We start from the raw sequence: 17,856 nt of genomic DNA, 5'->3' as shown, positions 1-17,856 counted from the left end.
CACACCCCGTCGGCCTGCGGCCTGCGGGGTGTCCGCTCGTGCGGGTCAGCCGGCCGGCCCGGTCATCGCGGCGAGGACGGCGCGCCAGTCCTCCCCGGGCTCCGGGCGGAGCAGCTCGGCGAGCGCGTCGGCCCGGTAGCGCCACGGGCGGCGCAGCTCGGGGTCCGCGTCCTCCGTGGCGGTGACGGCGCCGGCCGAGCCGAGCAGGCGGACCAGCTCGGTGGCGAAGTCCGTCCAGGAGACGTGGCCGGTCACCGCGTTGACCACCCGGCCCGGTGCCCGGGTGAGGCCGCCCGCCAGGGCGCGGGCGAGGGCCGCCGAGTGCACCCAGCTCGCGCCGTACCAGTCGGCGCCGCCCTCCGGCGCGGACCGCGGCAGGGTGATCGGCCGGCCCGCCAGGGCGTCCTGGTAGAGCGCGCCGGTGGCGCCCCAGCGGAGCTGGTCGCGCAGCCGCCGGTTCGGCCCCCAGACCAGCGGCGAGCGGACCACCGTCCAGGGTCCCCGGCCGTCGGCGGACTCGCGGAGGATCCGCTCGCACTCCGCCTTGGCCCGCCCGTACGGGCTGACCGGCCCGGTGGCCGGGGCGCCCTCGGCGACCTCGCCCGGCGCGGGGCGCCCGTAGGCGTCGACGCTGCTGACGAAGACGAAGCCGGCCCCGCCGCGCCAACCGTCCACCAGGGCGCGCATCGCGGCGACGTCGACGGCGTGCTCGGTGAACGTGCACGCGGAGTGGATGACGGCGTCCACGCCCTCGACGGACCGGCGCAGGCTGTCGAGGTCGGCGAGGTCCCCCTCCGCGACCTCGACGCCGCTGCGGGCCACCAGGTGCGCCGACTCGGGGCGGACCAGGGCGCGGACCGGTCGGCCCTGGGCGACGAGCTCCTGGAGGACGGCCGCGCCGACACCGCCGGTGGCCCCCGTGAGCAGCACGGTGCCGGCCCGGGTGGCCGTGCTCCGGCCGGTCCCGGTCCGCACGCCCGCGGCGGCGGACGCGGTCGCGGTGGAGCGCCGTTCCGCGGCGCGGGTGGTGAGGAGGCCGGCCAGCGCCCGGGGCGTGCGCTGTTCGAGAACGTCCAGCCCGGTCAGCGGCAGACCCGTGCCGGTCCGGAGCCGCTCCGCCAGCTGGACCGCCACCAGCGAGTGGCCGCCCAGCCCGAAGAAGTCCCCGTCCGGCGACGGGCGTCCGCCCAGCAGGTCCCCGAACGCCGCCAGCACCGCGTCGAGGTGGGCGGACGGGGCGGCGGCGGGCGCGCCGGGGAGGCGGGCCGGGTCGAGGGTGCCGTCGGGGTGGCGGGGCAGGGTGTCCATGAGGGTGACGGCGGCGGGGAGCCGGTCGGGCGGCAGTTGTCGGCGGAGGCCCGCGCGCAGGTCGGTGCCGCCCGGGGCGGACGGGCCGCGGACCACCGCGTAGGCGAGCGCCGGACCGTCGTCCGGGGCGAGCACGGCGGCGTCGGCGACCCGGGGGTCGGCGAGCAGGGCGGCGACCGCGGGGTGCTCCGGTCCGACGGACCCGGCGGGCGACGGCGGGGCGGCGAGGCGGCTGCCGGGGAGCTCGGAGAGCGGGCGGTCGGCGTCGGCGGCGACGGCCACGAGCAGCTCGGCGAAGGCGGCGTGCAGACGGCGGGCGGTGGGCTCGTCGAGGGCGGCCGGGTCGTGCTGGAGCAGGCAGCGCGGCTGCGGGCCGTCCTCGACCAGCAGGGTGAGGCCGAACTTCGCGAGACCGAGGTCGATGTCGACGGCCTCGGCGGCGAGACCGGGCAGGGTCAGCGGCTCCGACGGGCCGACCAGGTCGCAGCTGACGGCGAGCAGCGGGGTGCCGTCCGCGCCCCGGGCGGCGGGGCCGAGCCGCTCGACGACCAGGTCGAACGGGACGTCGTGGTGGACCTGCGCGTCGAGCAGGGCGGTCCGGACGGCGGCCAGGACGTCGGTGAAGACCGGGTCACCGCCGGGGAGTTCGGCGCGGACCGGCAGGGTGTTGACCTGGAGGCCGACCAGTCGGCGCAGTTCCGGGCGGGCCCGGTGGCCGCCGGCGCAGCCGAGGACGAGGTCGGGCTCGCCGGTGGCGGTGCGCAGGGCGGCGAAGGCGGCGGCCAGGACTACGGCGAAGAGCGTGGCCCCGTGCCGGGCGCCGAGCCTGCGCAGGTCGTCGAGGGTGCCCGCGGCGAGCGGGGAGCCGTGCAGGGCGGCCCGCCGGTCGGGGGTGCCGGGCGGGACGGGGCGCAGCAGCGGCAGCGGCCGGGCGCCGGTGAGCGCGGCGGCCCGGTCGGCCGCCGTGGCGGCGAGTTCGTCGTCGCGGCCCCGCTCCCAGCGGGCGTAGTCGGCGTACGGGAGTCCCGGCTCGGGGAGGTCCTCCGGTCGGAGCCCGGCGGCGTCCGCGTACAGGGCCGCGAGGTCGGCGGCGAGGATCGGCAGGGACCCTCCGTCGACGGCGATGTGGTGGATCGTCAGGAGGACGGTGTGGTCGTCGGGGGCGTGCCGGAGGGCGAGTGCGCGGAGCACGGGGCCGGTGGCGAGGTCGAACGGGCGGGCCGCTTCGGCGTGCAGCAGCGCGGTGCCGTCGGGGTCGGTGCTGCCGGGATCGGTGCCTTCCGGGGCGGCGGGCCGCACGGGGACCGGGATCGGGACGACCGGCCCGGTCTCCTGGTAGGGCCGCTCGTCGCGCTGTCCGTAGCGGGTACGGAGGATCGCATGGCGGGCGGTCAGGCCGGTGAGGGCCGTCGCGAGGGCGTCGAGGTCCAACGGACCGCGCAGCCTGGTGGCGAGCGGGACGTGGTAGCGCGCGCCGCCCTGGCCGAGCCGCTCCATCAGCCACATCCGCTGCTGGGCGTGGGAGAGCGGGGCCGCGCCGGTGGCGGAGGTCCGCGGGACCGGCCCGGCGCCGCGGGCGGGGCTCACGGCGCGACCGGGGCCGGCGGCGGAGCCCGAGGTCACGGGGGTGGCGGAGGGGCCGGGAACGGCGGCCGGGGGGCCGCCCGCCCGGTCGGCGGACCCGTCCGCGACCCGGCGGCGGGCGCGGCGGAGCAGGGCGGCCTGGTCGACGGGGGCGGCCTGACCTGCCTGGTCGGCGGGGGCGGTCATCGGGTGGGCTCCTGGTGGTGTGCGGCGGGCCGGACGGCGTCGCCGTCCGCGGGTTCGGCGGGTTCGGCGGGTTCGGCGGAGGCGTCCGGCGCGGCGGACTCGGCCGCGAGGAGGGCGCGTTCGATCAGCGCCGCCTGGCCCGCCACGGTGGGGTGGTCGAGGAAGTCGCCGAGCGGCAGGTCGACGCCGAGGTCCTCGCGGAGGTCGTCGACGACCCACATCGCGAGCAGCGAGTGGCCGCCCTCGGCGAAGAAGTCCGCTTCGGGAGCGGTCACTTCGTGCTCCAGGGCCCGCGACCAGGCCGCGGCGACGACCTGCTGGATCGGGGTGAGCGCGGCGCCGGCGCCCGGCCCGGCGGCGGCCCCGGGCGCGGGCCGGTCGTCGGACGCCAGGGCCCGGCGGTCGACCTTCCCGCTGCCGGTGAGCGGGAGGGCGTCCAGCACGGTCCAGGCGGTGGGCACCAGGTGCGCCGGGAGGCGCTCGGCGAGCTGTCGGCGGAGCGCCTCGGGGACGGGGCGGGTGCCCTCGGCGGGGACGACGTACGCGGCCAGCGCGGCGTCCTCGTGCCCCGCCCGGCGGACCACGACCGCCGTCTCGGCGACCTCGGGCAGGCTGCGCAGCGCGTGCTCGACCTCGCCGGGTTCGATCCGGAAGCCGCGGACCTTCACCTGGTCGTCCAGCCGGCCGTGGAACTCCAGCGTGCCGTCGGGGCGCCGCGCGGCGCGGTCGCCCGTGCGGTACGCCCGGCCGAGGCCGGGGAGGTCCGCGAACCGCTCGGCGGTCAGCTCCGGTCGGCCGAGGTAGCCGAGGGCCAACCGGGCCCCGCCGATCCAGAGTTCGCCGCGGGTGCCGTCCGCGACGGGCCGCCGCTCCTCGTCGAGGACGAAGGTGCGGGCGCCGCCGAAGGGGCGGCCGATCGGGATCGGGCCCGTGCAGTCGGCCGGCCGGATGCGGTGCAGGGTGGTGTAGGTGGTGGCCTCGGTGGGCCCGTAGGCGTTGACCAGGTCGAGCCAGGGGAAGGCGCGCAGGACCGCGTCCGCGTGCTCGACGGAGAGCGCCTCGCCACCGACGATCAGGGTCCGCAGGACACCGAAGATCCGCGAGCGGCGGGCCGCCAGCTGGTGGAAGAGCGCGGTGGTGAGGAACGCCGTCGTGACGCCGAACCGCTCGATGTCGCGCGCGAGCTCCTCGGGGGTCGGCCGTTCGGCGGGCGAGACGGCGACGGCGGCCCCGCGGACCAGCGGGGCCCACAGCTCGAAGGTGGCGGCGTCGAAGGCGGCGGGCGAGTGGAGCAGGACGCGGTCGCCGGGGCCCAGCGCGATCCCGTCGGGGGCGGTCACCAGGTCGGCGACGGCGCTGTGCGGCACCTGGACGCCCTTCGGCTGCCCGGTGGAGCCGGAGGTGTAGTAGACGAGGGCGACGCCGGCCGGGTCCGGGTGCACCGGGTCGGCGCCCTCGGCGGTCTCCACCGTGCCGGCCGCGGCGCGACCGGACTCGGTGAGCGCCAGCGAGCGGTCCGCGGGGAGGCCGGCGTCGGCGAGCAGCGCCTTGTCCCCGAGGGTGAGCCGGACGCCGGCGTCGTCGAGCATGCCGGTGAGGCGCGGACGCGGGTAGGCCGGGTCGAGCGGCACCACGTGGCCGCCGGCCCACCAGACGGCGAGCTGGGCCACGGCCTGGCGGGTCGCGCGGGCGCAGAGCAGGCCGACGGCGGTGCCGGGGCCGACCCCTCGGGCGGCCAGGTCGGCGGCCAGCCGGCCCGCGGTGGTGACGAGTTCGCGGTAGGTCAGGGCGGTGGAGCCGTCGGTGACGGCGAGGGCGCGGGGGCGCAGCGCCGCCTGCCCGGCGATGAGCGCCGGAACGGTGGCGGCTTCGGGCGCGCCGGCGGGCGCGGCCTCGGGCAGGGCGTCACCGGTGGCAGGGGTGTGCGCGGCGGTGGAGGTCATGGGGTGGTTCCCTTCCGGGCACCCCGGCGGCGTACCGGGGTGCCCTGCGGCGGCGGTCGGGAGGTGCGGCGGCCCGTCAGCCGGTGGCGGCGCTCGTGAGCCGCTCGTCGATCAGCCGGGCGATGGCCCGCAGGTCGGGCTGGCGCAGCAGCAGCGGGGCGCGCAGCCGTACTCCGTACGCGTCCTCCAGTGCGGCGAGCAGTCGGGCGGCGGTGACCGACGTCCCGCCCGAGTCGAGGAAGTTGTCCGCCGGTTCGAGGTCCGTGCGGCCGAGCAGCTCGTGGCAGAGCCGGAGCACGGTCCGCTCGGTGGCGGTGGCGGCCGTCTCGGGCGCGGGTCCGGCCGGGCGGCCGGCGTCCTCGGCCTTGAGCAGCGCGGCCCGGTCGATCTTCCCGTTGGCGTCCAGCGGGAAGGTGTCGACCAGCCGCAGGGTGCCCGGCACGGCCTGCTCGGGCAGCCAGGGCCGGACGGCGTCCAGCAGGTCGGCCGCCGCGGGTGCGCCTTCCTCCGGCGCGGGCTGGACGAAGGCGAGCAGGTGGGCACCGCCGGCCGTGCCCGGGCGGGCGACGACGGCGGCGCGGCGGACCCGGGGGTCGCGTTCGAGGGCGGCCTCGACCTCGGCCGGTTCGATCCGCACCCCGCTGACCTTGACCTGGTCGTCGAGCCGGCCGAGGAACTCGACCACGCCGTCGGGGCGCATCAGCACGCGGTCGCCGCTGCGGTAGACCCGGTCGGTGCCCTCGATCTCGTCGGGCGCCGAGACGAAGCGTCGGGCGGTGAGCTCGGCGTCGAGGTAGCCGATGGCCAGGCCCCGCCCGCCGATCCGCAGTTCGCCCGCGTGGCCGTGCGGCACCGGGCGGCCGTCCTCGTCGGTGACCAGGACGACGGCGCCGGGGATCGGGCGGCCGATCGGCGGCGCGCCCGCTCCGTGGTCCGCGCCGGGCGCCATGCTGTGGACCGTCGTGACGACGGTGGCCTCGGCGGGACCGTAGGCGTTGTGGACGGTCGCGGTGACGTCCGGCCCCGGGGCGCGCCGCAGCCGGTCCCCGCCGACGCAGAGGTGCCGCAGGGTTAGTCCGGCGGGCCAGGGGCGGTCGAGGACGGGCTCGGCCAGCGGGGTGGGCAGCACGCCGACGGTGATGCCGGCCGTGCGCCACCAGTCGGTGAGCGCGGTCGGGTCCCAGCGGACGGCGTCGGGGGCGACGACGAGCGCGGCGCCGGAGGTGAGGGTGGCCCAGAGCTCCATCAGGTGCGGGTCGAAGGCGACCCCGATGAGCAGGCTGTGCCGGTCGCCGGGGCCGAGGCCGGTCAGCTCGCGGTACCACTGCAGCATCGCGCCGAGCGCGGACTCGGTGACCGCGACGGCCTTGGGGGTGCCGGTGGAGCCCGAGGTGAGCACGGTGTACAGGGTGCCGGCGGGGATGCGGACCCCCGCCGCGCGGTCGGCGGCGAAGGCGGCGACCGCGCCGGCCGCGCCGGGGGCGGTCAGCGGCCGGTGGAGCCCGTCCCGGTGGGACGGCGGCAGCAGTGCCGGGTCACCGACCAGGCACGCGGGCCGCAGCTGTTCGGCGACGGCCTGGAGCCGGCGCTCGCCGGGACGCGGGCCGAGCGGCAGATGGACGGCGCCGAGTCTGGCGACGGCGACGGTGGCCGCGACCAGGGCCGCGGAGTGGTCCAGGCAGAGGCCGACCAGGTCGCCGGGGCGGACGCGGTCGGCCAGGACGTCGGCGAACTCCGACGCGAGGGCGTCGAGTTCCGCGTAGCTCAGGGTCTGCTCGCCGTCGATCAGCGCCGGGGCGTGCGGGGTCCGGTGGGCCCAGCTGGTGAAGAGGTCGAGCACCGCGCCGTCCTGGTGCGGACGCCCGTACGCGATGCTGGCCCCGGCCGGGGTGGTGTCGTGCCGGCGGGTGTCGGTCTGGCGGGTGTCGGTCTGGGGGATGTCGGACTGGGGGTTCGTCATGGCTGCTCCTCCGTGGATCGATCGGGCGGTCGTCGTGGGTCTCACCCCAGGCCCATGGCCTTGGCGACGATCACCTTCTGGACCTCGGAGGTCCCCTCGATGATGGTCGTCATCCGGACGTAGCGGTAGAGGAACTCCAGGGGATGGCCGCGCACCCAGCCGGTGGCGCCGTGCACCTGGAGCGAGCGGTCGACCGCCCGGACGGCCGTCTCGGAGGCGGTGAGCTTGGCGAGCGCGGCGTTCTCGGGGGCCTCGGTGCCGTCGTCGACCAGCCGGGCGCAGGCCAGGGTGAGCAGCTTGGACGCCTCGACCTCGGCCCGGGTGCTCACCAGGTGCTCCTGGACGTGCTGGTAGTCACCGATCCGCTGCCCGAAGGCCCGCCGCTCCCGGGCGTACTCGACACCGAGCCGCAGTGCGTACTCGGCGATGCCGTTGCACATCGCGGCGACCACCAGCCGGCCCCGGGACAGGCTGTCCATGGCGAGCGCGGTGGCGGCGCCGACACCGGCCTCGCCGCCGATCACCGACGCCATGGGGGCGTGCAACCGGTCGAGCGTCAGCTCGAACAGCGGCTCGCCGGACATGCCCTCGTAGCGCTGGCCGATCCGCAGGCCCGGGTGGTCCATCGGGAGGACGAAGGCCGTTGCACCGGCGGTGGGCCCGGCGCCGCCGCCGAGGTCGGTGGCGGTGACCACGAGGGCGAGGTCGGCCCGGTCGGCGTTGCTGACGAAGGTCTTGCGGCCGTTCAGCAGCCAGCCGTCCCCGTCCCGGACGGCGGTCGTGGTGAGCCGGAACGCGTCGGACCCGGCCTGTGGTTCGGTCAGCGCCAGACAGCGGGTCCGCTCGCCGCGGACCAGCGGGACGAGGTGGCGCTCGATCTGCTCGGGCGTGCCGTGCCGCAGCAGCGGGCTGGGCCCGTCGGACCCGGCCAGCGCGTACGGGGCCAGCGCGCAGCCGCTGCGCCCGGCGGCGTGGTGGAGCAGCACGACGGCGGTGAACGGCATGTCCGCGCCGCCCAGCTCCTCCGGGTAGTCCCCGGCGTAGAAGCCGAGCGCGGCGGAGCGCTTGCGCACGTACGTCCGCAGGTCGGCCGGCGGCTGCTCGGCGGACTCGCCCAACTCGGCTGCCAGCGGTTCGAGTTCGCGGCGGACGAAGCTCTCGAAGGCGTCGACGAGTTCGCGGTGGCCGGCTTCGAGGACGGCGGAGGGGGCGGAGAGGCTCACTGGTCGGCTCCGGTCAGGGCGCGGGCCTGGTCGGCCAGGACGGGGTGCTGGAAGAGCGTGCGCAGGGGCGGACGGGAACCCAGGCGCGGTTCCAGCCAGGCGGCGAGCCGGGCCGCGAGCAGCGAGTGGCCGCCGACCTCGAAGAAGTGCGAGTCCGCGGTGAACCGGTCGTGGCCGAGCACCTCGCGCCAGGCCTCGGCCACCATGGCCTCGCCGGGGTCGGTGAAGGCCTGCGGTTCGGCCGCCGCCGCCTCGGCCGCGCCCGGCGCCACAGCGGCGATCCGAGCCAGGGCGGCACGGTCGGGCTTGCCCCCGGGCAGCAGCGGCATGACGGCCAGGGCCGTCCAGGCCGAGGGGACCAGGCCGGCCGGGAGCCGGCGGGCCAGGGCGGCGTGCAGGGCCGTCTGGTCGGGCTGCTCGGCGCCCTCCAGGAAGCCGAGCAGGCGCGGGCCGGCGGTCGCGTCCTCGTGCAGCACGACGGCGCAGGAACGGCCGCCCAGTTCGGCGGAGGCGGCGGCCTCGATCTCCTCCAGTTCGATCCGGAAGCCGCGCAGCTTCACCTGGTTGTCGTGCCGGCCCAGGAAGCGGAGCCGGCCGTCCAGGCCCCGGAAGCCGCGGTCGCCGGTGCGGTAGACCCGCTCGCCGCCGAGCGCGGGGACGGTGACGAACCGGGCCTCCGTGACCTCCGGCAGGCCGAGGTAGCCGTCGGCCAGCGCGTCTCCCCCGACGACGAGCTCGCCGACCGCACCGGGCGGCAGCGGGCGGAGGCCCTCGTCCAGGACGTGCACGCGCACGCCGGGCAGTTCGGTGCCGAGCGGGATCTCGGCGGCGTCCGCGGCGACACCGGCCGCCGCCGGGTCGGTCGCCGTCAGGTCGGTCGCCGCCGGGTCGGTCGCCGGACGGCCGGACTCCGCGAGGTCCTCGTCCGTGATCTCGTGCACGGTGGACGTGACGGTCGCCTCGGTGACGCCGTAGGCGTTCAGCACGGTCACCCCGGTGCCCGCGGTCAGCCCGCGCAGGGCCCGAGCGGGCAGCCGCTCACCGCCGAGGACGAGCAGACGCGGGGACCAGCGGCCGTCCGCCAGCGCCTCGCGCAGGTCGTCGCGGACGGCCAGGGCGTAGCTGGTCGGCAGGTTGGCGACGGTGACCCCGCGGGCGGCCAGCACCGCGACCAGCTCGGGCCCGGTCGGGACCTCGCGCTGCGGCACCACGAGAGCGGCGCCCGCGACCAGCGAGGGCAGCACCTCCTCCAGCGCCACGTCGAAGGAGGGGCGGGCGAAGAGCAGCACCCGGTCCGCGGGCCCGAGCCCGTAGCGGGCGGCGACCGCGGCGGTGTAGCGGGCCAGCGCCGTGCGGCCGACCAGGACCGGCTTGGGCACACCGGTCGAGCCGGAGGTGTGGATCACGTAGGCGGCGCCGTCGAGCACCGCTGCGGGCTCGGCCTTCGGGAACGGCGGGCCGTCCAGCAGGGCCGGGGCGACCGTGCCGGGCAGCGCGAGGGCGCTCTGCCGGGTCGCGAGGACCAGGGCCGGGCCGAGCCGTTCCAGCAGCAGGGCGAGCCGGGCCTGCGGGTCCTCGGCCGAGAGCGGGGCGTAGACCGCGCCGTACCGCAGGCAGGCGAGCAGCGCGACCACGCTGTCGACGCCGCGCGGGAGCACGGTGGCGACCGGCTGGCCGGGCGTCACACCGGCGGCGCGCAGGCGCTCGACGAGGGCCCCGACGCGGCGGTCGAGGTCGCCGTAGCCGAGCCGCTCGGTGCCGGCGAGCAGGGCGAGGGCGCCCGGGTCGTGGGCGGCGGCCGGGTCGAGGTCGGCGAGCCGGTCGAGGCCGGCGGGCGGGGTGGGCGAGGCGGACCCGGTCCCGACGGTGGCCGCGGTGACCCCGGTCCCGACGGTGGCCGCGGTGGACGCGGTGACGGGTGCGAGGTCGGCGAGCGGCGCGTCCGGCCGGTCGAGGTAGTCGCGGAGCAGCGCCAGCAGCCGCTCGGTGAGCAGGACGGCCGTCTCCTCGGCGAACAGGTCGGCGTCGTAGTCCCAGACCAGGGTCATCCCGGCCGTGCCGAGCTTCTCGCCGACCACCCGGCGGTCGTCGGGCAGCAGTACCAGGTCGAGGTCGAAGCGGGTGGTGCCGGTGTTGAACCCCTCGTACAGCGACACCTCCAGTCCGGGCGCCTGGACGTCGGGCAGCGGCGCGTCGTGCGCGCTGAACATGACGCTGAACAGCGGGTTGTCCGCGCCGCTGGTGTGCCGGCCCAGCGCGCGGGTCAGCTCCTGGACGGGCACGTCCTGGTGGGGCAGCGCGCGGAACAGGACGTCGGTCACCTCGTCCACGGTCTCCGTGCCGGGCGCGACCGGGTCGAGCCGCAGGCGCAGCGGGACGGTGTTGACGAACATCCCGACGGTGCCCTCGAAACCCGGCGGGCGGTTGCCCACGGCGGTGCCGACCATCAGCTCGCGGTGGCCGCTGTGCCGGCGCAGCAACTCGGCGAAGAGCGCCAGCAGGGTGGAGAACGGGGTGTGCCCGTCGCGCCGGCCGCGCTCGCGCAGCCGCTCGGCCAGATCGGCGCCGATCGACTGGCGCAGCTGGCCGCCGCGGTGCCGGCGCACGACGCCGGGCCGGGCCAGCCCGGGCAGCGCGAGGTCCACCGGCGCGTCGGCCAACTCACTCTTCCAGTAGGCGAGTCCGCGCTCCCTGGCGGCGTCCTGGCTGGGACCGGCGGCCCGCACGTGGTCCTCGTACGAGGGTGCGGCGGGCAGGGCGGCGACCTCGCCGAGGACGTGGGCCCGGTAGACGGTGAAGAGGTCCCGGAGCAGGATCGCGAACGAGTGCCCGTCGTGGATGAGGTGGTGCTCGACGTGGATCAGCCGGTGGTGGTCGTCGGCCAGCCGGACGAGGTGCCAGCGCAGCAACGGGGCCTGCGCGGTGTCCAGCGGCTCCTCGGCCTCGGCGGCGAGCAGGGTCCGGAACGACGCCTCGGGGTCGGGTTCGACGGAGAAGTCGCTGGTGCGCAGGCGCGGTTCGGTCCGGGCGCCGACCCGCTGGAGCGGCAACCCCTCGGGCCGGGTCACCAGTTCGAGCCGCAGGCCCGGGTGGTGGGCGAGCACGGCGGCCAGGCCGGCCCGGAGCGCGTCGGTGTCGAGCGGCCCCCAGAGATCGAGGGCGGCGGTGAAGTTGTACGCGCGACTGCCTGGCAGCATCTGCTCGTGCAGCCAGACGATCTCCTGCGACGAGGAGAGTGCGAACATGGACAACTCCCTTGCGGTAGCGATTGGGTGTGTGTTCAACGGGGCGGGCGGGCGCGGTGGGCCCGCCGCTGCCGGGCGGGCCGGGGATGGTGGCGCGCGCGGCGGGACGTGTGCGGGGTCGGAGGTCAGGTCCGGATTCGGGCCCGATTCGGTTGGGTCGGCCGGGTGGTGAGGGTCGGTGGGTCCGGTCCGGCGGCCTCAGGCGGGCGGGCCGAGGTGACGGCGCAGCGTCGCGAGCAGTGCCTCGAACGCGGCCTCGGCGTCGGCGTCCCGGTAGCGGTCGCGGTCCCAGGCCAGCCGGACCAGCAGGTCCTCACCGTGCGAGGCGGAGACCGCCAGCGGGGCGGCGAGCGGACGACCGCCCACGTGGGTCTCCCGTCCGGCGGCGCCGCCGAGCACCAGCGGCGGCCGACGGTTCAGGTCCTCGAAGGTCAGCAGGCCGTCCAGGGTCCCGGACCAGCGCGCCCCGGCCGAACGGGCGGCGCGCACCACCTCGTCGTACGGCGTGTCCGCGTGGTCGAGGTCGTCCCACCACTCGGCGCTGAGCTCGTCGAGGCTCCGCGCAGGCCCGGGCGCGACCGGGTGGACGAGGGTGTTCAGGAAGCAACCGAGGACGGGTTCCGCCCCCGGCGGCCGGCCGCCCCACGGGTAGCCGAGCGCGAGCACCCGCTCCCCGGCGGCGAGCCGGCGGGCCGCGGCGCCGACGGCGTCCAGCAGGGCCGGGAAGACACCGCCCCGGGCGGCCCCGGTCGCGGCGGGCAGCCGGTGGGTGACCACGCCGGTGGACCGGGCGACACCGCCGGCGGCGGCCTCCTCCCGGGGGACTTCCTCCAGTCCACCGAGCCGGGCGGCCCAGTGGGCGTGTGCGGTCTCGCTCGCGGCAGCCGCCTCGCCGGCCAACTGGCCCTCCACCGCGGCCCGGTAGGCCGCGACGCCGTCCTCGTCCGGACTGTCCGGACTGTCCGGCCGGGCCCGGCCTCCCAACCCCTCCGGTGCGGACGCGTCGTCCCGTCCGTACGCCGCGGTGAGGTCCGCCGTGACCAGTCCGAGCGACTGCTCGTCGCAGGCGGCATGGTCCAGCGCGACGGCCAGCACCTCCTCGTCGTCGTCCGGCGCGGACGCGAGCAGCAGGCGCAGCACCGGTCCGTCGAGCGGCCAGTCCAGCAGCGCGCGGCGCAGCGCCGCCGCGGCCGACCGGTCCGGGCCGCCCCGGCCGACGGCCGCCCGGGCCACCTCGACCGCCGGCGCGCCGAGCCGGAGGAGGGGGGTGCCGCGCACCGTCGTGAACGCGCCGCGCAGGGCGGGGTGGCGGGCGGCCAGCCGGACGGCTGCGCGGTGCAGGCGCGGCAGGTCGACGGTCCCGCGCGGGAAGGCGAAGAACAGCGGCACGATGTCGGTTCGGCCGCGGGGGTCGCGGCGGCGGGTGATCAGGAACCGCCGCTGGGCCCCGGTGAGCGGGAGCAGTTCCGCCGGGGCGGGGGCGGCGTCGAGGACGGACCGGTAGCGGGCGAGGTAGGCGGCCGTGATGCTGGAGTACACGGAGGGTCTCCGCTTTCGGTTCAGGGCGTTCGGACGTCCAGGGCTGGTGCGGGCGGCTGCGGGCGTCGGATCCCGTTCAGCCGTTGCGGGCCGGTCGGCCCGATGCGGCCCTGTCAGGACGTCGGAACGTCAGGAAGTCAGGAAGTCGGAAGGTCGGGGCGGAGGGCGGTCGGCGGGCGGGCGGTGGTCAGTGCACCGTTCTCGCGTCCTCCGCGGCCTCCGGGTCGGTGCGCTCGGGGACGCCGGCCGACGCCGGTCCGGCGTCCGGTCCCGACCCCGTCTCCGGGTCCGGCACCGGCTCCGCCCCCGGGGCGGAGGGCAGGTCCCGCATGCCGCGCAACGGTGAGAGCAGCAGCGGCACGGGCACCACCAGGGTGCCGACGGCACAGACCCAGAGCGCCGCCCGGGGCCCGGCCGTGTCCGCGACGGTGCCGCCGATCAGGGCACCCAGCGGCAGCGTCCCCCAGACCAGGAAGCGCATGGTGGCGTTCATCCGGCCGAGCAGCTCCGGCGGGCAGAGGCTCTGCCGGAAGCTCACCTGGGCGACGTTGTAGGCCACCGCGCCGAACAGCACCACGACGCCACCGACCGCGAACAGCACCGCCCCCGCTCCCCCGTCGGCGAGCGGCCAGAGCAGCGCGAACGGCCCGGTCACCAAGGGGGCGAGCCAGATCAGCCGACCCTGGCCGATCCGCCGGGCGAGCGGGCCCGCGCAGACCGCGCCGGCGAGGCCGCCCACGGCCGAGACCGAGAGCAGCACCCCGATCGCCGCCGGGGAGAGGTCCAGGACCCTGACCCAGAACACGGTCTGCACGGCCATCAGCACCGCGCTGAAGAGGTTGGACGCGGCCGTGGCGGCGGCGATCACCCGGAGCAGGGGATGCCCCACCACGAACCGGACGCCCTCGGCGACGTCCTCGCGCAGCGAGCGGCCGGGCTCGGTCCGGGGCTGCGGTTCGTGGGCCCGGATCCGGGAGAGCAGCACCGCCGAGGCGAGGTAGCCGAACGCGTCGGCGACGATCGCCAGCGGTGCGCCGAGCAGTTGGACCAGCCCGCCGCCCAGCCCCGGTCCGGCGATCTGTGCGGAGGAGCGGACGGTCTCGATCGCGCCGTTGCCCGCGATCAGCTGTTCACGCGGCAGCAGCACCGGCAGGTAGGACTGGTGGGCGACGTCGAAGAAGACCGTCGCCACTCCGGTGACCAGGGCCACCAGGTAGAGCTGGACCAGCGTGAGCGCGTCGAGCACGCCGGCCACCGGGATCGAGCCGACGGCCAGGCAACGGAGCAGATCGGCGCGGACGAGGACGGGCAGCTTGCGCATCCGGTCCAGCCAGGCACCGGCGGGCAGGCCGACCAGGAGGAAGGCGGCGGTCTCGGCGGCCGTCAGCAGGCCGACCTGGAAGGGCGTGGCGTCGAGTTCCAGCACCGCGACCAGGGGCAGCGCGACCAGGGTCACCTGCGTGCCCGCCTGGGCCGCGACCGCTCCCGAGAGCAGGAGCCGGAAGTCGCGACGGGCCGACGGAGGGGTGCGGGGTGGATGGGGCTTGTCGTTCATCAGTACGACTCTCGGTTACCGATTCGCTACCGGGCAACCGTCTGGCTCGTTTCCGGCCTCCCTCCCGAACGACCGGATCCCGCCGCTCCCGCAGGCTTCCCTTAGCCCGCCCTTATGTCACGGATCCGGGCCCGCGACCCTCCTCCGGAACCGGGACCAGCGATGTCGTCCCCCTGTCGCCACCGGCGTCACGTGTCCACCGTTGCGTCCGATATCCGGACCACCCGTTTCGCGCCAGCGGACGGTCAACCTCAACTTGGCCGGATCCGGTGAAGTGCTGACGTTCCGTCACCTGGCCGTGGCTCCACCGTGGTAACCGCAGACGAACGGCCCCCGGACCACAGCGGGTCCGGGGGCCGGGGGCCGACGGTGCCGGGGCCGCCCGGCACCCGGTCAGGCCGGGTCGAGGACGGCGTCCGGGGTGCGGCCGGCCTGGGCCTGCTCGATGCGCTTGACGAGCATCGCGGCGAGCCGACGGGTCGCGGCCCGGTCGACCGGGCCGCCCTCGGTGGTCACACTGGCGACCACCGTGCCGGACCGCAGGACGATGCTCACGCCGTCCCGGCCGCCCAGCTGCCCCTGGAACGCGCGGCTCTCGGTGCCCAGCACCCCGAGGTCGAGCGCGGTGTAGTGAGCGGCGTCGCCGTAGGCCGCGTACGCCTCCTTGAGGCGGTTCGCGGCCTCCGCCCTTCCGGCGAGGGTGTCGACGCCGAAGCGCGCGGTCACCTCTCCGGAGGCGAAGCGGGCCGTGCCGCTCAGCGGCTTGCCGGCGCACGGCGCGGTGGTGGTGCAGGTGGTGGCGTGGTCCGCGGTGTCCACCTTCCGCTTCTCCTCCTCCCACCCGGTCATCGCCTTCTGGTCGGGCAGGAGCTGCAGGACGAGCTTGCCGTCGAGCAGCAGGGTGTCCGAGTCCGGCCCGGCGGTCGGCTGCGCACCGCCACCGGCGGTGGTGCCCGCGGTGTTCGCGCCCGAAGCGCCACCGGGAGCGGCACCGGAAGCGCCACCGGCGGGAGCACCACCGGACGCACCGCCGGACGCACCGCCGGAGCCGGCGCCCGCCGTGGCGCCCGCCGCCGTACCGGCCGGCGCGGTCACGCCGTCGGCCGCCGGAGTACCGCCCGGCTCGGTACCGCCCGCCGCCCCCGGGGCCGCGGTCCCGGTCGGGGCCGGGGAGGCGGCGCCGGAGGCCCCCGCCGCGCCCTCCGCGCTCCCCGGACTCGCCGAGGCGGCCACCGCGCTCCCGGCCGCGTGGCCGGAGGTCTTCCCCCCGGACCCGCAGGCCGCCAGCGTCCCCAGCAGCACACCCACCGCCGCCGCGGCGGCCACCTTCCGACCGGCCGTCCCCATGTCCCGCCCCTTTCGTGTCCGTGGTCCCTCAAGATAGACGCGGGCCGGGCCTGCCGGTTCCCCGGGGCATCCACCTCGGCGAACGGCCGCGCGCGGCCGGGGCGCCCCCGGAGCGCTCCGGGGGCGAACGGTCACGACCGGCCCCGGGCGGACCGGATCACGACGGATCACGGCGGGTCAGGACGGGTCGGCCGCCGCGCAGCCCGGGGCGCCCTGCGGCAACGGCTCGACCCCCACCACCCGGCTGACCCGGGTGGGCTCGACCAGCACCACCACCCGCCGCTCGCCGGGGACCCGCCAGCCGTACTCCGTGCCGAGGTACGTCCGGGCCAGCCGGTCCATGTTCCGGTCGGCCTCCTCCCCCTCGACGAACCGCACCACCCGCCCCCGGATCTGCACCCGGTCGTACGGGTCGGCCGGGTCGGCGAGCGACAGGCAGACCCGGGGGTCGCGCCGCAGGTTCCGCTCCTTCACCCGCCCGACGGAGGTGTTGAACAGCACGAGGTCTCCCTCCATCCCCACCCACATCGGGCTCACATGCGGCGAACCGTCGGCGTTGACCGTGCCGACGTACCAGATGTGTCCCGCCTCGATCCGCTCACGGACGTCCTTCGAGATCTCAGCCATGCGCCGAGTCTCCCCACCCCCGCCCCGGCTCACCCGTACCCGCGCACCCGGGCACCGGCCGGCGCGGCACGGACCGGACGACGGCCGGACGACGGCCGAACGACGGCCGAACGGGATGCCGACGCGTCGTCGGAACGACCCGTTCCGACGACGGATACCCCGGGGGGACCCAATCACCCGGATCGCCCAGGGCACCCGGGTGAACACGCCCGGGAGTCCACCCGAAGGGCTCACCGGCCCGCCCGCCGCTGCCGTCCTCCGGTGGCAGTGGCCGCCACCGTGGATGACGGTGGATCAGGCGCGTACCTGCGAATCCCCTGGCCGACGACGTGTCGGCCATCGCAGCCCGCGCCGGAAGGATCATCATCATGCGTTCTGCACGCACGCTGCTCGCCGGGGCCGCCGTCGCCGCCGTCCTCACCGCCGGTGCCCCGCTCGCCTACGCGGACGGCGCGGCCGACCCGGGCAAGAACCTGACCTGGCAGGAGAAGCAGGAGAAGGGCGCCAGCGCCGAGGGTCAGAAGACCTGGGAAGAGAAGCAGAAGGGCTCCTCCGGCGAGGAGCACAAGGCCGAGGAGTACAAGGGCGGCGAGTACAAGGCCGACGAGAAGGCCCCGCACGGTGGCGTGCACACCGGTGGTGGCGGCCTGGCCCTCTCCGGTGGCGGCCTGGCCTCCGGCGCGGTCCTGCTGCTCGGCGGCCTCGGCGCGGGTGCGATCGCCCTGCGCCGCGGTCGCCGCGGCGCCGACGCAGCCATCTGATCCCGCGCCGTTCCCGCCGCTCCCCCGCCGTGACCGCCGCCCCGTGCGCCGGTCGCGGCGGGGGCCCGCGGGGCGGCGCTTCGCCGTGTCGGGCCTGCGGTTGCGGGCCCGAGGAGAGGAGCCGGCGCGATGGCCGGTCTGGTCCCTGGAACGTCCCGGCTGCTGCGCGCGGGGATGGGCGCGGCGGCGGTCGGTCTGCTGCTGATCTACAACTCGGTGGACACGGTGTCCTCCGACGAGTCGGAGTCGAGGCAGGCCGCGCCCGCGGCGGCCACCGCGCCCGTCTCGCCCGGCGCCGCGCCCACCGACTCCCCGGCCGCGGCGCCCGCCACAACGGCCGCGGCCGGACCCGCCAAGGCGTCCGCGCCCGCGGCGCCCCCGCTGAAGCGGTCCAAGCCGACCCGGCTGAGGATCCCCCAGATCGGCGTGGACGCCCCCTTCACCGAACTCACCCTCGGCCCGGACAGCCAGCTCGGCGCCCCGCCGCCGGAAGACAAGAACCTGGTCGGCTGGTACCGGGACGGCGTCTCCCCCGGAGAGCGCGGCGCCTCGGTGGTCGCCGGGCACGTGGACACCAC

The 17,856-nt window shown here is 77.2% G+C and carries 10 protein-coding genes and 1 pseudogene; 2 read left to right on the top strand and 9 right to left on the bottom strand.

Translation table 11 applies throughout. From position 1 onward, the window contains the following. Positions 1–45: 45 nt before the first annotated feature. The 9 genes from ACFWOG_RS30950 to ACFWOG_RS30910 all read right to left on the bottom strand — a co-directional run bounded on the left by ACFWOG_RS30950 (position 46) and on the right by ACFWOG_RS30910 (position 16,517). Complete coding sequence (locus ACFWOG_RS30950; RefSeq protein ID WP_380362285.1) at positions 46–3,078, bottom strand: condensation domain-containing protein; 3,033 nt, start codon at positions 3,076–3,078, stop codon at positions 46–48. Next, the gene (locus tag ACFWOG_RS30945; protein WP_380362283.1) at positions 3,075–5,021 is read right to left on the bottom strand and encodes an amino acid adenylation domain-containing protein; all 1,947 of its coding nucleotides are present in this window, start codon (positions 5,019–5,021) and stop codon (positions 3,075–3,077) included. Before ACFWOG_RS30945 ends, ACFWOG_RS30950 begins: the two co-directional genes overlap by 4 nt. Positions 5,022–5,097: 76 nt before the next feature. Further along, positions 5,098–6,981, bottom strand: a complete 1,884-nt coding sequence (locus ACFWOG_RS30940; protein WP_380362281.1) for a non-ribosomal peptide synthetase — start codon at positions 6,979–6,981, stop codon at positions 5,098–5,100. 41 nt (positions 6,982–7,022) lie between these two features. Continuing rightward, complete coding sequence (locus ACFWOG_RS30935; RefSeq protein ID WP_380362278.1) at positions 7,023–8,204, bottom strand: acyl-CoA dehydrogenase family protein; 1,182 nt, start codon at positions 8,202–8,204, stop codon at positions 7,023–7,025. Beyond that, complete coding sequence (locus tag ACFWOG_RS30930) at positions 8,201–11,449, bottom strand: amino acid adenylation domain-containing protein (RefSeq protein ID WP_380362276.1); 3,249 nt, start codon at positions 11,447–11,449, stop codon at positions 8,201–8,203. The genes ACFWOG_RS30935 and ACFWOG_RS30930 overlap by 4 nt, the downstream gene beginning before the upstream one ends. A 198-nt stretch (positions 11,450–11,647) precedes the next feature. Continuing rightward, complete coding sequence (locus tag ACFWOG_RS30925) at positions 11,648–12,988, bottom strand: condensation domain-containing protein (protein WP_380362273.1); 1,341 nt, start codon at positions 12,986–12,988, stop codon at positions 11,648–11,650. A 187-nt stretch (positions 12,989–13,175) separates the two neighbouring features. Next, positions 13,176–14,543: an MFS transporter gene (locus ACFWOG_RS30920; protein ID WP_329951004.1), complete on the bottom strand. Its 1,368-nt coding sequence runs from the start codon at positions 14,541–14,543 to the stop codon at positions 13,176–13,178. 393 nt (positions 14,544–14,936) lie between these two features. Further along, entirely contained in the window at positions 14,937–15,890 is a 954-nt protein-coding gene (locus ACFWOG_RS30915; protein WP_380362269.1) for a hypothetical protein, read from the bottom strand. 177 nt (positions 15,891–16,067) lie between these two features. Then, the gene (locus tag ACFWOG_RS30910; protein WP_380362267.1) at positions 16,068–16,517 is read right to left on the bottom strand and encodes a PPOX class F420-dependent oxidoreductase; all 450 of its coding nucleotides are present in this window, start codon (positions 16,515–16,517) and stop codon (positions 16,068–16,070) included. 368 nt (positions 16,518–16,885) lie between these two features. Between ACFWOG_RS30910 and ACFWOG_RS30905 the strand changes: the two genes are divergently transcribed. Beyond that, the gene (locus tag ACFWOG_RS30905; RefSeq protein WP_329880077.1) at positions 16,886–17,278 is read left to right on the top strand and encodes a hypothetical protein; all 393 of its coding nucleotides are present in this window, start codon (positions 16,886–16,888) and stop codon (positions 17,276–17,278) included. A 129-nt stretch (positions 17,279–17,407) separates the two neighbouring features. Next, positions 17,408–17,856 (top strand): annotated as a pseudogene (locus ACFWOG_RS30900) (hypothetical protein); the annotation flags it as partial.

Origin of the sequence: Kitasatospora sp. NPDC058406 (assembly GCF_042722765.1) — a bacterium.
Taxonomy (GTDB): domain Bacteria; phylum Actinomycetota; class Actinomycetes; order Streptomycetales; family Streptomycetaceae; genus Kitasatospora.
Note: the sequence above shows the minus strand (reverse complement) of the source record. Positions and strands in the feature narration are given on the sequence as shown.

Bases quoted from the DNA above. Each gene is read 5' to 3' on its own strand.
- ACFWOG_RS30930 (WP_380362276.1), bottom strand. From the start codon at position 11,449: ATGTTCGCACTCTCCTCGTCGCAGGAGATCGTCTGGCTGCACGAGCAG.
- ACFWOG_RS30915 (WP_380362269.1), bottom strand. From the start codon at position 15,890: ATGGGGACGGCCGGTCGGAAGGTGGCCGCCGCGGCGGCGGTGGGTGTG.
- ACFWOG_RS30905 (WP_329880077.1), top strand. From the start codon at position 16,886: ATGCGTTCTGCACGCACGCTGCTCGCCGGGGCCGCCGTCGCCGCCGTC.
- ACFWOG_RS30950 (WP_380362285.1), bottom strand. From the start codon at position 3,078: ATGACCGCCCCCGCCGACCAGGCAGGTCAGGCCGCCCCCGTCGACCAG.
- ACFWOG_RS30910 (WP_380362267.1), bottom strand. From the start codon at position 16,517: ATGGCTGAGATCTCGAAGGACGTCCGTGAGCGGATCGAGGCGGGACAC.
- ACFWOG_RS30945 (WP_380362283.1), bottom strand. From the start codon at position 5,021: ATGACCTCCACCGCCGCGCACACCCCTGCCACCGGTGACGCCCTGCCC.
- ACFWOG_RS30940 (WP_380362281.1), bottom strand. From the start codon at position 6,981: ATGACGAACCCCCAGTCCGACATCCCCCAGACCGACACCCGCCAGACC.
- ACFWOG_RS30920 (WP_329951004.1), bottom strand. From the start codon at position 14,543: ATGAACGACAAGCCCCATCCACCCCGCACCCCTCCGTCGGCCCGTCGC.